Annotated in this window: 12 protein-coding genes and 1 pseudogene; 8 read left to right on the top strand and 5 right to left on the bottom strand. The window is 74.3% G+C overall.

Features of this window, described 5'->3' with window-relative positions; all coding sequences use genetic code 11:
- The first annotated feature begins 89 nt into the window (after positions 1 to 89).
- Positions 90 to 959: a formate dehydrogenase accessory sulfurtransferase FdhD gene (gene fdhD, locus ACIPLC_RS22340; protein WP_400474747.1), complete on the top strand. Its 870-nt coding sequence runs from the start codon at positions 90 to 92 to the stop codon at positions 957 to 959.
- Here fdhD and ACIPLC_RS22335 read toward each other — a convergent pair.
- Positions 949 to 2,148 carry a macrolide family glycosyltransferase gene (locus ACIPLC_RS22335; protein WP_400474746.1) on the bottom strand — a complete coding sequence of 400 codons (1,200 nt, stop codon included), beginning with the start codon at positions 2,146 to 2,148 and terminating at the stop codon, positions 949 to 951. The genes fdhD and ACIPLC_RS22335 overlap by 11 nt on opposite strands.
- A 131-nt stretch (positions 2,149 to 2,279) precedes the next feature.
- Here ACIPLC_RS22335 and ACIPLC_RS22330 point away from each other — a divergent pair, with 131 nt between their 5' ends.
- The gene (locus tag ACIPLC_RS22330) at positions 2,280 to 2,915 is read left to right on the top strand and encodes a TetR/AcrR family transcriptional regulator (protein ID WP_400474745.1); all 636 of its coding nucleotides are present in this window, start codon (positions 2,280 to 2,282) and stop codon (positions 2,913 to 2,915) included.
- A 642-nt stretch (positions 2,916 to 3,557) separates the two neighbouring features.
- Here ACIPLC_RS22330 and ACIPLC_RS22325 read toward each other — a convergent pair.
- From ACIPLC_RS22325 to ACIPLC_RS22315, 3 genes and pseudogenes are all read right to left on the bottom strand, one after another.
- A pseudogene (locus ACIPLC_RS22325) lies at positions 3,558 to 4,712 on the bottom strand (diguanylate cyclase domain-containing protein); the annotation flags it as partial.
- A 446-nt stretch (positions 4,713 to 5,158) separates the two neighbouring features.
- Complete coding sequence (locus tag ACIPLC_RS22320) at positions 5,159 to 6,283, bottom strand: adenylate/guanylate cyclase domain-containing protein (protein ID WP_400474744.1); 1,125 nt, start codon at positions 6,281 to 6,283, stop codon at positions 5,159 to 5,161.
- A 169-nt stretch (positions 6,284 to 6,452) separates the two neighbouring features.
- Positions 6,453 to 7,346 carry a biotin--[acetyl-CoA-carboxylase] ligase gene (locus tag ACIPLC_RS22315; RefSeq protein ID WP_400474743.1) on the bottom strand — a complete coding sequence of 298 codons (894 nt, stop codon included), beginning with the start codon at positions 7,344 to 7,346 and terminating at the stop codon, positions 6,453 to 6,455.
- Between the two features lie 264 nt (positions 7,347 to 7,610).
- Between ACIPLC_RS22315 and ACIPLC_RS22310 the strand changes: the two genes are divergently transcribed.
- The 6 genes from ACIPLC_RS22310 (at position 7,611) to ACIPLC_RS22285 (ending at position 13,257) form a co-directional block, all read left to right on the top strand.
- Positions 7,611 to 9,200: an acyl-CoA carboxylase subunit beta gene (locus tag ACIPLC_RS22310; protein ID WP_400474742.1), complete on the top strand. Its 1,590-nt coding sequence runs from the start codon at positions 7,611 to 7,613 to the stop codon at positions 9,198 to 9,200.
- Positions 9,201 to 9,224: 24 nt separating this feature from the next.
- Complete coding sequence (locus ACIPLC_RS22305; protein WP_400474741.1) at positions 9,225 to 9,446, top strand: acyl-CoA carboxylase epsilon subunit; 222 nt, start codon at positions 9,225 to 9,227, stop codon at positions 9,444 to 9,446.
- Positions 9,447 to 9,598: 152 nt separating this feature from the next.
- Positions 9,599 to 9,724, top strand: a complete 126-nt coding sequence (gene mmpB, locus ACIPLC_RS22300) for a morphogenic membrane protein MmpB (protein ID WP_279634918.1) — start codon at positions 9,599 to 9,601, stop codon at positions 9,722 to 9,724.
- A gap of 49 nt (positions 9,725 to 9,773) precedes the next feature.
- Positions 9,774 to 10,373, top strand: coding sequence for a nucleoside triphosphate pyrophosphatase (locus ACIPLC_RS22295; protein ID WP_400474740.1), 600 nt, complete (start codon positions 9,774 to 9,776; stop codon positions 10,371 to 10,373).
- A gap of 137 nt (positions 10,374 to 10,510) precedes the next feature.
- Positions 10,511 to 11,245 (top strand): hypothetical protein, encoded by a 735-nt coding sequence (locus ACIPLC_RS22290; RefSeq protein ID WP_400474739.1) that lies wholly within the window; start codon positions 10,511 to 10,513, stop codon positions 11,243 to 11,245.
- 236 nt (positions 11,246 to 11,481) lie between these two features.
- Entirely contained in the window at positions 11,482 to 13,257 is a 1,776-nt protein-coding gene (locus ACIPLC_RS22285) for an acetyl/propionyl/methylcrotonyl-CoA carboxylase subunit alpha (RefSeq protein WP_400474738.1), read from the top strand.
- 80 nt (positions 13,258 to 13,337) lie between these two features.
- On the opposite strand, the gene ACIPLC_RS22280 is transcribed toward ACIPLC_RS22285, so the two are convergent.
- A complete protein-coding gene (locus ACIPLC_RS22280; protein WP_400474772.1) occupies positions 13,338 to 14,294 on the bottom strand; it encodes a DeoR/GlpR family DNA-binding transcription regulator in 957 nt (318 codons plus the stop codon).
- Between the last annotated feature and the right edge of the window lie 155 nt (positions 14,295 to 14,449).

Genomic DNA, 14,449 nt, shown 5'->3' with positions numbered 1-14,449 from the left:
ACCGACCAGCAGGATTTTCACCCGGCCCGCCCCGTGCCGCACGCTGGTGACCACGGATGACCACGGACACGCACGGAGGTGGCAGGGCGATGACGCGGGCGACGGCACGGCGCCGGGTGGTGCGGCTGCGGGGGGACGAGCGCGGGGTGCGGCCGGACGCGCTGGCGGCGGAGGAACCGCTGGAGATCCGGCTCGGCGGCGAGCCGCTGACCGTCACCATGCGCACCCCCGGGCAGGACTTCGACCTGGTGGCCGGGTTCCTGGTCGGCGAGGGGCTGGTGCACACCTCCGAGGAACTCGCCGCCCTGCGGTACTGCGCCGGGACGGACGAAGCCGGCGCCAACACCTACAACGTCGTCGACGCCACCCTGCGCGGCGCCGCCCGCGCGCTGCCGCTGTCCGCGCACCGCAACCTGCTCACCACCAGCGCCTGCGGCCTGTGCGGCCGGGACACCGTGGACGCCGTCCGCACCCACGTCCGCCACCCGGTGGGCGAGGACCCGCTCACCGTCCCGCCGTCCCTGCTGTACGGCCTGCCGGACCGGCTGCGGGCCGCCCAGCGCACCTTCGAGTCCACCGGCGGCCTGCACGCGGCCGGACTGTTCGACGCCGCCACCGGCGAACTGCTCTGCGCCCGCGAGGACGTCGGGCGGCACAACGCGGTGGACAAGGTGGTCGGCTGGGCGCTGCGCGAGGGCAGGCTGCCGCTGACCGGGCACGTGCTGCTGGTCAGCGGCCGGGCCTCGTTCGAGCTGACCCAGAAGGCCGCGCTGGCGGGCGTCCCGCTGCTGGCGGCCGTCTCGGCGCCGTCCTCGCTCGCGGTGGACCTGGCCGAGGAGCTGGGCCTGACCCTGGTCGGCTTCCTGCGCGGGGAGGGCGCGAACGTCTACACCCGGCCGGACCGGATCACCGCGCCCTCCCCCGCCACGTCCTCCCCCACCGCGCCGGTCACCCCCTGAGCTCGGCCTCGATCAGGTCCGCCGCGCGGGCGGTGCCGCCCTCGGCCCGGCCGGCGGCGGCCAGCGCCTCCAGCCGTTCGGCCACCGCCGGGTCGCCGACCAGCTCCAGCAACGCGCCGCGCAGCGCCTCCGCAGTGGCCTCCGCGGTGTCCAGCCGACGGGCGACGCCGAGCCCCACCAGCGCGTCCGCGTTGGCGAACTGGTCGACGGCCTGCGGCACCGTGATCATCGGCACGCCGTGGTACAGCCCCTCGCTGGAGCCGCCCATGCCCGCGTGGGTGACGAAGGCGTCCGCCTGCGCGAGCACCGACAGCTGCGGCACCCACCGGTGCACCTCAACGGTGTCCGGCACCTCGCCCAGCTCCGCCAGGTCGGTGTGCGCGCCGACCTGGAGCACCGTGTGCCAGCCGGGCAGGTCGCCGAAGGCCTGCGCGCAGGCCCGGTAGAACGCGGGCTGGTGGGTGAAGGCCGAGCCGAGCGAGACCAGCAGCACCTTCTCGGCGTGCGCCGGCCGGTGCCACTCGCCCTGGTGGGCGCGGTCGCCGAAGCACGGCCCGACGAAGGTGACGCGCCGCTCGTCGACCCGGTCCGCGTTGGGCTGCAGGGCGCGCGGGACCAGGGCGACGGCCCGTGCCGGGATGCTCTTGAAGGCGTCCACGTCGCGTTCCACCGCCCCGGCCTCGGCCAGCCAGTCGGCGAACCGCCGGTAGTACTCGGCGCCGCCGGGCCCGTTGCGGACGGCGTCGAACACCTCCGCCAGGTCCTGCTCGAAGCCCTCCCAGCCGACGAAGGTGGGCGACAGCTGCACCACCGGCACGCCCAGCCGCTCGCCGAGCGCCCGCCCGGCGAAGCCCGCGATGTCGCAGAGCACCAGGTCGGAGCGGTCGTCCGCGAAGGCCTCCAGCAGGACGGGGTACATCGCTAGCGCGTCGTCCAGGAACAGCTCCTGGATCGCCACCGGGTCCTCCCCCCACCCGCTCGGGTCGTCGGCGAGCGGCAGCCGCGTCGGGTACGGGACGAGGCGGGCGCCGGTCGACTCGACGGCCTCGGCGAAGGAGGCGTCGTTGACGTAGCTGACCCGGTGGCCCCGGGCGACCAGTTCGGCGATCACGGCGAGGCTGGGGTTGACGTGGCCGTGGGCCGGGACCGACACCATCAGGATGTGGGCGGGGTGGGCGGATCGGGTCATGGGGGCCTCCAAGGTTTCCTCACTTGAGACGAGACGGTTCGTCTCGCTGGCGCCCCTCCAGCATGATCGGGAGCCCGGCGCCGCGTCAAGACGATACGTTCCGTCTCGCCACTTCGCTTAGAATTTCCGCCATGGCCCCCAGAACCGCCCCCGACCCCGCCCGCCGCAGCGAACGCTCCCGCGCAGCCGTCCTCACCGCCGCCTCCGAACTCGTCGCCGAGGTCGGCTTCGGCAAGCTCACCATCGAGGCGATCGCCGCCCGGGCCGGCGTCGGCAAGCAGACCATCTACCGCTGGTGGCCGTCCAAGGGAGCCGTCGTCTTCGACGCCTTCCTCGCCACCAACGAGCACGAGGGCGGCCTCGACCTCCCCGACACCGGCGACCTCGCCGCCGACCTGCGGACCGTCCTGCGCCCCACCACCGACGAGCTCACCGACCCCTCCCTCGACCGCAGCTACCGCGCCGTCACCGCCGAGATCCTCAACGACCCGACCCTGTACGCCGATTACCGCACCCGCCTGCTGGACCCGCTCCTCGACGTCACCCGAGCCCGCCTGCGCAGCGCCCGCGAGGCCGGCCAACTCGCCCCGGACGCCGACCTCGACCTCGCCGTCGAACTCCTCTACGGCCCGATCCACTACCGCTGGCTCTACCGCCTCGGCCCGCTCGACCACGCCTACGCGGACCGCCTGGTCGAGGCGGTCCTGCGGGCCCTCGGCCCGCCGCCCGCCACCTGCCGCCCCTCCACCGGCCGCCCCGACGCCTGAGCCGCACCAGCACCAGCACCAGCACCAGCACCAGCACCAGCACCACGGTCGGCCCCCCACTCCCCCGCCCCGGCCTCACACCACCGGGGGCGAGGCCGCGCCCGCCAGGGCGACGGCCACCAGGGCACGCATCGCGAAGGCCGCCTGGCCGAGCGGCAGGGTGGCGTCGTCGGCGAAGAGCTCGACGAGCCAGCCGCCGGCCGGGTTCTGGCCGCCGGCGGCCACCATGCCGCGGTAGCCGGAGACGACCAGCATGGCCTCCTCGGCCGGGTCGTTGCCGGCCGCGCCGGCGCGCAGGGCGAAGGCGCCGCCGCGGACGGCGCGGCGGGTCATCGGGTAGTGGCGCAGGTCGAAGACGGCGTCCGGGGCCTCGATCTGGGCCCGCTGGGTCTCGGCGCGGGTGCTGCTGGGGCCGCGGGTCATCCGGTAGACGGCGTGCTGGGCGGTGCGCATGAGGTGGGAGCCGGGCGGGACGTAGGAGACCCACCAGCCGACGGCGTCGAGCAGCCGGGCGGAGGCCTCGGCGACGACGACGAGCTTGCCGAGGGTGTCGGCGGGGTGGACGGCCCGGGCGGCGGAGGCCTGGTCGAGGGCCGCGAGGACGGCGGTGAGCAACTGGCCCGGGTCGGCGCTGTGCGCGGCGCCCCGGAAGCGCCGCCGGTCGCCCGCCCCGGCCCGGCCGGGGCGCCCGCGTCCGTCGGCCCGGTGGTGCGGGTCGGCGGCGTCGGCGAGCAGCACGGTGGGGTCGGGCGAGAAGCCGGGGCCGTGGCTGCGCCCGGCGACGACGGGGTGGGCGGCACGGGCGGCCTTGGCCCGGTACTGGGCGGCGTCGGCGAGCCGGAAGAGCCGGTCGGGGGTGGTGACGGGGCCGATGGAGTCACCGGTGGAGGCGACGCCGCAGGCGACGCCCTCGCCCTCGGACAGGGCGAGGGCCCGGGCGCAGAGCTCCTCGGCGACGGTGACCACCTCGTCGGCCTTCTGCCCTTCGGCGAGCAGGCAGAACTCGTCGCCGCCGAGGCGGGCGGCGAGGCTGCCGGGGAGTTTGGCCGCGGCGACCGAGAGCTGGTGGGCGAACCGTTCGAGCAGCCGGTCGCCCATTTCGTGGCCGAGCTGGTCGTTGACCCGCTTGAGGCCGTTGACGTCGCAGACGACGAGCGAGACCACGGTGTTGTCCCGGTTGTGCGCCGTCAGGGCGCTCTCCAGCCGGGCGTCGACGGCCCGCCGGTTGGCGAGGCCGGTGAGCGGGTCGGAGAAGGCGAGTCTGCGCAGGTCGGCGAGGCGTTCGGTCTGGGCCAGGCCGGCCGAGATCTGGGCCGCGAGCAGGGTCGCGTAGTCGGCGTCGGCGTCGGCGAACTCGGGCGTCCCGACGCTGCGGGCCAGGTACAGCTCGCCCCAGGCCTGCCCGTGCAGGACGATCGGGGCGACCACGCAGCAGGCGCGGCCGCGCCGGCGCAGCGCCGCGGCGCGCTCCTGGCAGTACGCACCGGCGGTGGGGTGGGTGTGCCCGGCGTGCGGTTCGGTGTTCTCGGCGGTCTGCAGCCAGGCGCGCGGGAGGCGCCCGGTGGTCCAGCGCTCCTCCAGGTAGGTGACGATCTCGGGGAAGTCGGCGACGGGGTACGACTCGTCCTCGGGCAGTTCCTCCTCGCCGGGCGCGAGCTCGCCGTGGTTGACCAGGACCCGGAGCCGACCGGATTCGCGGTCCCAGACCGAGACGGCCGCCATGGTGGCCCCGAGCGCCTCGGTGGCGCGGGCGGCGGCGGCCCGGACGGCCTCCAGCGGGGTGAGCGCGCCGGCCATGTCCTGGGCCAGCTCGACCACGGACTGGAGCCGCAGGTCGGGCAGTTGGCCGGACGGCTGCGGGCCGCCGCAGTCGCAGCCGCGGTCCGTCATGATCGCCTCACTGCTCACCGGCTCGCCTCGCTCCCTGTGCTCGGTCCTGCCGGACCCCCGAACGGCGGCCGCACCCGTCCGGCCGCCTGCACCAAGACTATGGCGGTTTCGTTCGGTTATGCCCCGTTTGCCGGGGCGGACCCGCAACCGGCCGTACGGGTTTCAACCGTTCGGCACCCCAAGCATCGGGACCGGCCCCGCACCACGTCCTGGAAAAGCCCCGGGAAGGCCGGAAAGGCCCGGGAAAGGCCGGGAAGGGCACAGGAGGAGACCGGGAGGGGCGCGAGCGGGACCGGAAAGGACCCGGGAGGGGCCGAGAAGGGCCGGGAAGGGCCCGGGAGGGGCGAGGAGCCCTACTCCGGCTTCAGCCGCCGCGACAGCAGCCACGGCTCGACCAGCCCGAGCCCGCGCACCGGCCGGCGCCACATCGGCTGCAGGCGGAACCGGTGCCCGGCGTCCAGCCCCGGCACCGGCAGGCCCGAGGCGGGCATCCCGGCGGCGGCCGACAGCGCCTCGGCGAGGCCGGGACCGTCCGTGTCGGGCGGGGCGACGCTGCCGTACTGCTCCAGCGCGGCGGCGAACTCGCCGTCGATCAGCACCGCGTCCTTGGGCGCGATCGAGGTGAGCCGGCTGGCCAGGTTGACGGTGGTGCCGAAGACGTCGCCCATCCGCGAGGTGACCGTGCCGAAGGCCATGCCGACCCGCAGCGCGGGGATGGTGTCGTCCTCGGCGAGGGCCTCGATCAGGCTGAGCGCGATCTCGGCGGCGGTGACCGGGTCCTCGGAGACGTAGAGGATCTCGTCGCCGAGGGTCTTGATGACCCGGCCGCCCTGCCCGGCGATCAGGTCCGAGCAGGTGTTCTCGAAGGTCTCGACGAGTTCGCCGAGCTCCTCCTCCTCCAACCGCCGCGACAGCCGGGTGAAGCCGACCAGGTCGGCGAAGCCGACGGCGAGGCGGCCGCTGGTGATCTCGTTGTCCTCGGCGGCCTGGACCACCCGGCCGGTGACGGCGGCGAGCTGGCGGCGCCAGACGTACACCAGGAACTGTTCCAGCTCCGGCAGCAGCAGCTCGACCAGCGGGTAGGCGACGTCGGCGCGGGTCAGGCCGGGTTCGACGGCCTGGGTGAGGTTCTCCAGGAAGGTGTCCATCTGCCAGCCCGCCAGCCGGGCGGTGGTCTGGCCGGTGGAACGGGCCACCTGGATCGCCATCGACTCGCTGAGCAGGCCGGACTCGACCAGGCCGGCCAGCCGGCGCAGGGCGATCACGTCGCCGTCGGTGAGGGCCCGGGACTGGCCGATGTCGGGGAAGCCCATGGCCCGCCAGAAGCGGGTCGCCAGCTCCATCGGGACGTCGGCGGCCCGCGCGGCCTGGTACGGGGTGTAGCGGCGTGGCGCGTCCAGGATCAGGCGTTCCAGTTCGAGCGCGACCGTGGGGTCGTGGGGGCCCGATGTCGCGCCGCTGCTGCCGTCCTCTGCCACCGGTCCGTCCCCGTGCGGTCGCCGCACTTGCCTCGTGTCCTGCCTGTCCGGGCGCGCCCGCCACCCGGCGGGCAGTGGCGCGCCTCACACCGCTGCCAGGTGGAATGTTCGCACGGAATCGCGTGATCCGGGGCATCAGCCCGGGTCAAGGAGAGGTGAAGAGTGCCGTTCAGCGGGGCTCGGGGCGCACGTGGACGACGTCCCCCGCGCCGACCGCCCGGCGTGCGCCGTCGGGGGTGCGGACCACCAGGCGGCCGTCGCCGTCGATCGCCACCGCCTCGCCGACCAGCTCCCGGTCACCCGGCAGGTGCACCTTCACCTGGCGGCCGAGCGTGGTGCAGCGGTCCGTGTAGGCGCGGAGCAGTTCGCTGGCGTGCGGGTCGCCGGCGGCGGCCGTCCAGGCGCGGTACAGCTCGGCGAACTCGCGCAGCAGGGCGCGCAGCAGGGTCGACCGGTCGGTGACCCGGGCGCCGGCCAGCGTGAGCGAGGCCGCGGTGGGGACGGGCAGTTCGGGCTCGCGCAGCGAGACGTTGATGCCGAGGCCGGCGACCACGGCGCCGCCGCTCAGCTCGGTGAGGATGCCGCCGAGCTTGCGCTCCGCGCCGTCGATCTCCACCTGGAGGTCGTTGGGCCACTTCAGCCCGACCTCGGCCCCGGCGACCCGGCTCAGCGTGCTGGCGGTGGCCACCCCGACCAGGATCGGCAGCCAGCCGTACCGTTCGACCGGCACCTCCTCGGGGCGCAGCAGGACGGACAGGAACAGCCCGGAGCGGGCCGGGGCGGTCCACCGGCGTTCCAGCCGGCCGCGCCCGGAGTTCTGCACCTCGGCGACCAGCACCGCGCCCTGCGGGGCACCGGCCCGGGCGCGGGCGGCGAGGTCGCTGTTGGTGGAGCCGGTCTCGGCGACGACGTCCACCGAGGTCCAGAGCCCGTCCGGAACCACCAGGTCGCGGCGCAGCGCCGCCTCGTCCAGCGGCGGGCGGTCCAGGTCGGTCCACGGCGACGGCCCGGCGTGGCCGAAACCGCGCAGTCCACTGCGGCGGGGGGTCTCGGGTGCGGTCATGCTCCAGAACACTAGGGCCTGTCCGGCGGACACGCCCTGGACGGCGCCCGGACGCCGGGGGCGTAGGCCGCCCCATCGTCCCGCAGAACGCGCGTTGACACACTGTGTCGATGGCCATAACGCCAGGACGTGACGTCCGGCCCCGTGCGCTGGCTACGCTACCCAACGGTAGTTCGCAGCGCCGCCCTGCCCTCATGCGCGGGCCCCACTCCGGCCCGCACGCACTCGAACAGGTCGCGGCCATGGATCAGGGAGAGCCACCGGATGACCGAGGCGCCGTACGACCCCCACACCACCGCCGGCAAGCTCGCCGACCTCCGGCACAGGCTCGACGAGGCGGTGCACTCCGGCTCCGCCACGGCCGTGGAGAAGCAGCACGCCAAGGGCAAGCTGACGGCCCGCGAGCGGGTCGCGGAGCTGCTGGACGAGGACTCCTTCGTCGAGTTCGACGAGTTCGCCCGGCACCGCTCGACGAACTTCGGGCAGGAGCGGAACCGCCCGTACGGCGACGGCGTGGTGACCGGCTACGGCACCGTGGACGGCCGCCAGGTCGCCGTCTTCGCCCAGGACTTCACCGTGTTCGGCGGCTCCCTGGGCGAGGTGTTCGGCGAGAAGATCGTCAAGGTGATGGACTTCGCGCTGAAGACCGGCTGCCCGGTCATCGGCATCAACGACTCCGGCGGCGCCCGGATCCAGGAGGGCGTGGTCTCGCTCGGCCTGTACGGCGAGATCTTCCGCCGCAACGTGCACGCCTCGGGCGTGATCCCGCAGATCTCGCTGATCATGGGCCCCTGCGCGGGCGGCGCGGTGTACTCCCCCGCGATCACCGACTTCGTGGTGATGGCCGACCGGACCTCGCACATGTTCATCACCGGCCCGGACGTGATCAAGACCGTGACCGGCGAGGACGTCGGCATGGAGGAGCTGGGCGGCGCCCGCACCCACAACAGCAAGTCCGGCAACGCGCACTACCTGGCCACCGACGAGAAGGAGGCCGTCGAGTACGTCAAGAGCCTGCTCTCGTACCTGCCCTCCAACAACCTCTCCGACCCGCCGTCGTACCCCGAGCAGGCGGACCTCACCGTCACCGACGAGGACCTCGAACTCGACGCCATCGTGCCGGACTCGGCGAACCAGCCGTACGACATGCGCAAGGTGATCGAGCACATCGTCGACGACGGCGAGTTCCTGGAGACCCAGCCGCTGTACGCGGGCAACATCATCACCGGCTTCGGCCGGGTCGAGGGCCAGTCGGTCGGCATCGTCGGCAACCAGCCGATGGACCTGGCCGGCTGCCTGGACATCAACGCCAGCGAGAAGGCCGCCCGCTTCATCCGGACCTGCGACTCCTTCAACATCCCGGTGCTGACCTTCGTCGACGTGCCCGGCTTCCTGCCCGGCACCGAGCAGGAGTGGGACGGCATCATCCGCCGCGGCGCCAAGCTGATCTACGCGTACGCCGAGGCGACCGTCCCGCTGATCACCGTGATCACCCGCAAGGCCTTCGGCGGCGCGTACGACGTCATGGGCTCCAAGCACCTGGGCGCCGACCTCAACCTGGCCTGGCCGACCGCGCAGATCGCGGTGATGGGCGCGCAGGGCGCGGTCAACATCCTGCACCGGCGGGAGATCGCCGAGGCCGGGGCGGCGGGCGGTGCCGAGCAGAAGCGGGCCGAGCTGATCGCCTCGTACGAGGACACCCTGCTGAACCCGTACCTGGCGGCCGAGCGCGGCTACGTGGACGCGGTGATCCCGCCGAGCGAGACCCGCCGGCACATCGTCCGGGGTCTGCGGGCGCTGCGCGGCAAGCGCGAGGTGCTGCCGCCGAAGAAGCACGGCAACATCCCCCTGTAGGCCCCCGTCGGGAGAGAATGAGCCATGGCCCCGATCCACGTGCTGCACGGGCAGCCGACCCCCGAGGAGCTCGCCGCCGTCCTGGCGGTGGTCCAGGCCCGGGCCGCCGCCGCGCAGGCCGCCGCCGAGGCGGCGCGCCTCGCCGGTGCCGGCCCGGCCGCTCCCTGGAACGACCGCTCCCGCCTGTTCCGCCAGGAGATCCACCCGGGCGTCAACGCCTGGCGGACGTCCGGCTGGGCGAGCTGAGAAAGCAGGTGCGGAGTGGGAAGTCGGCCCGTCCGACTTCCCACTCCGCACCCGCCCACTCCGCACCCGTTCCGGTCCGTCCGCCCGGATTGCCCGAAAGCTGAGTACGGATACTCAGGCGCCCCGGGCCGGGCCCGGCGCACCCTGGACGTGTGCTCTGGTCAGACCCCCGTGACGAGCCCTCCCCGGAGGCCCGCCGGATGATGGAGCGGCTGCACCGGGCCGGCCGGGTGCTCGCCGCCCTCGCGATGGTGGCCGCCGTCCTCCTCCTGCTATGACCGTCGTTCACCCGAACGGCGGATATCGGCACCCCCTACCCTGGTGGGCATGACCGACCAGCGCACCCTCGTCCTCGCCTCCGCCTCCCCCGCCCGCCTCGGGCTGCTGCGCCAGGCGGGCCTCGCCCCGCGCGTGGTGGTCAGCGGCGTGGACGAGGACGCGATCAGCGCCGCCACCCCGGGCGAGCTCGCCCTGGTGCTGGCCGAGGCCAAGGCCAAGGCCGTCGCCGCCGAACTGACCGGCGGCGAGCTGGTGATCGGCTGCGACTCCGTCCTGGAACTGGACGGCCGGGCCCTCGGCAAGCCCGCCGACGCCACCGAGGCGCTCGCCCGCTGGCAGTCGATGCGCGGCCGGGCCGGGGTGCTGCGCACCGGCCACTGCGTGATCGACACCGAGACCGGCCGGCAGTCCTCGGCGACCGCGTCCACCACGGTCCGCTTCGGCACCCCGGACGACGCCGAGATCGCCGCCTACGTGGCCTCCGGCGAACCCCTGCACGTCGCCGGGGCGTTCACCCTGGACGGGCGCTCGGCGCCGTTCATCGAGGGCATCGACGGCGACCCGGGCAACGTCATCGGCCTCTCGCTGCCGCTGCTGCGCACCCTGCTCGCCGACCTGGACGTCCGGCTGGTCGACCTCTGGGCCTGACGGCCGGGCCGAGGCCCTGCGCCGAGCGGCCCGCCGGGCCGGGCAGTTCCGCCGCCCATGGCCCCGGCACCGCCCCACCGCTAGGCTCTCCGTTCCGGACGGGGCCGGACGGGGCCGGACGGGGAGGGAACGCGGCGATGACCGACAGCGTGCTCAACGTGGTGCTGGGGCTGGTGGCCAGCGCCATCAGCGCCGCGCTCGGCTGGCTCGCACAGGCCCTGCGCCGGCGCCGCCGGGTGGAGCGGGTGCGGGAGTTCTTCGGACTGCCGACCGGCAGCGAGTGCCTGATCGTGGTGCCCCGCAGCATCGGGACGGGCTCGCACGCCCACACCGTGACCCGCCGGGACGCCTACGCGCTGATGTGGCTCGCCGGGCTGGTCGAGGAGTGCGGGGCCCGGCCGGAGCTGGTCGCGCACGACGCGGCGAACCGGGGCCTGGGCGTCAAGACCGAGCTCTGCCTGGGCGGACCGGTCAGCAACGAACGGATGGCCGCCCACCTGACCTGGGGCCTGCCGGGCGCGCTGGTCACCTCCGGGCCGGGCCCGGGCAGCAACGTGATCGTGGTGGGCGAGCGCGACTTCACCGCCGACCAGGACCAGGTGCACGCCCTGCTGGCCCGGATCGCCACGCCGGACGGCGGGCGCCCGGTCTTCCTGATCTCCGGCCAGACCGGCACCGCCAACCAGGCGGGCGTCCGGTACCTGGTCGCCCACCACCGCGAACTCGCCCGCCGGTACGGCCGCAACGGCACCTTCGCGCTCGTCCTGCGGGTGGTCAACCCGGAGGCGTACGGGCCGGACATGGTGGAGGTCGCGGCCGACGTCACGGCCGAGGCGGTGCAGCGCCCCGCCGCCCGTTCCACCGTCGTTTGAGCCGGCCGCGCGAGAGTGTGTCCGATGCCACCGGGGCGCCGTACCACCGCCCGGTCACCCGCTGTGGATCCGGCCGGTTCGACCGCACCGGCCGCGACCTGCGGCGTCACCGGACGGGCGGTCGACGGGCCCCGGAAATTCATCACCGTCCGTGTGGGATAGTTCACAACCTGGGGCTACTCGCCGGTACCGCCCAGGAATCCATAAACTCGACCAGGTTCAAGAAGGGAGCCACAGTGCGCAAGGTGCTCATCGCCAACCGCGGGGAAATCGCCGTCCGCGTCGCCCGGGCCTGCTCGGACGCCGGTATCGCCAGCGTCGCCGTCTACGCCGAGCCGGACCGGGATGCGCTGCACGTCCGCGCGGCCGACGAGGCTTACGCGCTGGGTGGAGACACCCCCGGCACCAGTTACCTGGACATCGCCAAGGTCCTGAAGGCCGCCGCGGACTCCGGGGCCGACGCCGTCCACCCCGGCTACGGGTTCCTGTCGGAGAACGCCGACTTCGCCCAGGCCGTCCTCGACGCGGGGCTGACCTGGATCGGCCCGCCCCCGCAGGCCATCCGCGACCTCGGTGACAAGGTCACGGCCCGGCACGTGGCGCAGCGCGCCGGCGCGCCGCTGGTCGCCGGCACCCCGAACCCGGTCACGGGTGCCGACGAGGTGGTCGCGTTCGCCCGGGAGCACGGCCTTCCGGTCGCCATCAAGGCGGCCTTCGGCGGCGGCGGCCGCGGCCTCAAGGTCGCCCGCACGCTGGAGGAGATCCCGGAGCTGTACGAGTCCGCGGTGCGCGAGGCCGTCGCCGCCTTCGGCCGCGGCGAGTGCTTCGTCGAGCGCTACCTGGACAACCCGCGGCACGTGGAGACCCAGTGCCTCGCGGACAAGCACGGCAACGTGGTGGTCGTCTCCACCCGTGACTGCTCGCTGCAGCGCCGGCACCAGAAGCTGGTCGAGGAGGCGCCCGCGCCGTTCCTGACCGCCGAGCAGAACGCCGAGCTGTACCGGGCGTCCAAGGCCATCCTGAAGGAGGCCGGCTACCAGGGCGCCGGGACCTGCGAGTTCCTGGTCGCGCTGGACGGCACGATCTCCTTCCTGGAGGTCAACACCCGGCTCCAGGTCGAGCACCCGGTCACCGAGGAGGTCACCGGCCTCGACCTGGTCCGCGAGATGTTCCGGATCGCCGACGGCGAGGAACTGGGCTACGGCGACCCCGAGGTGCGCGGCCACTCGTTCGAGTTCCGCATCAACGGCGAGGACCCGGGCCGGGGCTTCCTGCCCGCGCCCGGCACCGTGACGCTGTTCGCGCCGCCGTCCGGCCCGGGCGTCCGGCTGGACTCCGGCGTGGAGACCGGCTCGGTCATCGGCCCGGCCTGGGACTCCCTGCTGGCCAAGCTGATCGTCTCCGGCCGGGACCGCAAGCAGGCCCTGGAGCGGGCCCGCCGCGCGCTGAGCGAGTTCAAGGTGGAGGGCATGGCCACCGCCATCCCGTTCCACCAGGCGGTCGTCACCGACCCGGCGTTCGCGCCCGAGGTGCACGGCGGCGAGGGCCCGTTCACGATCTACACCCGGTGGATCGAGACCGAGTTCGACAACACCATCCCGCCGTTCACGGGCGCGGCCGGCGACGGCGAGGAGGCCGAGGGCCGGGAGACCGTCGTGGTCGAGGTCGGCGGCAAGCGGATCGAGGTCTCGCTGCCGTCCTCGCTGGGCGTCTCGGCGGCCCCGGCGGCCGGTGCGGCGGGTGCCCCGAAGGCCAAGCGCCGGGTGGGCGCCAAGAAGGCCGGTTCGGCCGTCAGCGGCGACACCCTGGCCTCGCCGATGCAGGGCACCATCGTCAAGGTCGCCGTCGAGGAGGGCCAGGTCGTCGCCGAGGGCGAGCTGATCGTGGTCCTGGAGGCGATGAAGATGGAGCAGCCGCTGAACGCGCACAAGGCGGGCACCGTCGTCGGCCTCAAGGCCGAGGTCGGCGCGAGCGTCAGCAGCGGCGCCGCGCTGTGCGAGATCAAGGACTGACCCGCTCCCTGGAGCACCGGCCGGCCCGTACCCCCTCGGGGGGGTGCGGGCCGACCGCGTTCGCGCGGCCGTACGGGCGCTCAGCGCCCGCGCGGGATGCCCAGTTCGGCCAGCCGGACCGGCATGCCGCCCGGCCCCGCCGGGCCGCCGTGCGCGCCCGGACGGCGCTGGCCGGGCAGCGGGGCGCCGCCGGGGGGCGGGGCGGCCCGGCGCGGCAGCGGGCCGGGCTGGGTCTGGTGGACGGGCCCGCTGCCGGTGCCGTGCACCGGAGCGTCCCCGGTGGGGGCGGCGCCGAGCGGCGCCAGGTCGATCTGCACCCCGCAGTCGGCGAGCGCGTCGAGCTCCCGGGCGGTGGCGTCGTCCGCCGTCGCCTGCTCGTCCGTGACCAGCCGGGTGATGGTCTCGGTGGGCACCGTCTGGAACATGGTGTCCGCGCCGAGCTTGGTGTGGTCGGCGAGGACGATGACCTCGGTGGCCGACTGCACCAGCGCCCGGTCCACGCTCGCGGACAGCATGTTGGTGGTGGACAGGCCCCGCTCGGCGGTCAGCCCGCTGCCGGAGATGAAGGCCTTGGAGACCCTCAGCCCGTGCAGGGACTGCTCGGCACCGCTGCCGACCAGCGCGTAGTTGGAGCCCCGCAGGGTGCCGCCGGTCATCACCACCTCCACCCGGTTGGCGTGCGCCAGCGCCTGGGCGACCAGCAGCGAGTTGGTGACCACGGTGAGGCCGGGCACCCTGGCCAGCCTGCGGGCCAGCTCCTGGGCGGTGGTGCCGGCGCCGACCACCACCGCGTCCCCCTCCTCCACCAGGCCGGCGGCGAGGTCCGCGATGGCGCTCTTCTCCGCTGCGGAGAGGTGGGTCTTCTGCGGGTAGCCGGGTTCGCGGCTGAAGCCGCCGGGGAGCACCGCGCCGCCGTGCCGGCGGTCGAGGAGCCCTTCTGCCTCCAGTGCCCGTACGTCGCGGCGCACGGTCACTTCGGAGGTCTGGACGACGCGGGCCAACTCCCGGAGCGAGACCGCTCCGTTGGCGCGCACCATTTCGAGGATCAACTGGCGACGTTCTGCTGCAAACACAGAACCGACGGTAACGTGCGTGACCGTCTGCTTTCAGGCGTTTGCAGCTAGTAGCTGGAATTGCTCACGCAAGAGCGGCGCGTGACCGTACAATACGCGCCGCCAGCAGCCCGGGGCTG

It is taken from the genome of Kitasatospora sp. NPDC086801, assembly GCF_044745805.1.
GTDB lineage: Bacteria > Actinomycetota > Actinomycetes > Streptomycetales > Streptomycetaceae > Kitasatospora.
The sequence above is the reverse complement of the archived record's forward strand: the minus strand, read 5'-3'. Positions and strand labels throughout refer to the sequence as shown.

Excerpts from the sequence above, each read along its gene's own strand:
- fdhD (WP_400474747.1), top strand. The coding sequence starts at position 90 with ATGACGCGGGCGACGGCACGGCGCCGGGTGGTGCGGCTGCGGGGGGAC.
- ACIPLC_RS22335 (WP_400474746.1), bottom strand. The coding sequence starts at position 2,148 with ATGACCCGATCCGCCCACCCCGCCCACATCCTGATGGTGTCGGTCCCG.
- ACIPLC_RS22330 (WP_400474745.1), top strand. The coding sequence starts at position 2,280 with ATGGCCCCCAGAACCGCCCCCGACCCCGCCCGCCGCAGCGAACGCTCC.
- ACIPLC_RS22315 (WP_400474743.1), bottom strand. The coding sequence starts at position 7,346 with ATGACCGCACCCGAGACCCCCCGCCGCAGTGGACTGCGCGGTTTCGGC.
- ACIPLC_RS22310 (WP_400474742.1), top strand. The coding sequence starts at position 7,611 with ATGACCGAGGCGCCGTACGACCCCCACACCACCGCCGGCAAGCTCGCC.
- ACIPLC_RS22305 (WP_400474741.1), top strand. The coding sequence starts at position 9,225 with ATGGCCCCGATCCACGTGCTGCACGGGCAGCCGACCCCCGAGGAGCTC.
- ACIPLC_RS22295 (WP_400474740.1), top strand. The coding sequence starts at position 9,774 with ATGACCGACCAGCGCACCCTCGTCCTCGCCTCCGCCTCCCCCGCCCGC.
- ACIPLC_RS22290 (WP_400474739.1), top strand. The coding sequence starts at position 10,511 with ATGACCGACAGCGTGCTCAACGTGGTGCTGGGGCTGGTGGCCAGCGCC.
- ACIPLC_RS22280 (WP_400474772.1), bottom strand. The coding sequence starts at position 14,294 with ATGGTGCGCGCCAACGGAGCGGTCTCGCTCCGGGAGTTGGCCCGCGTC.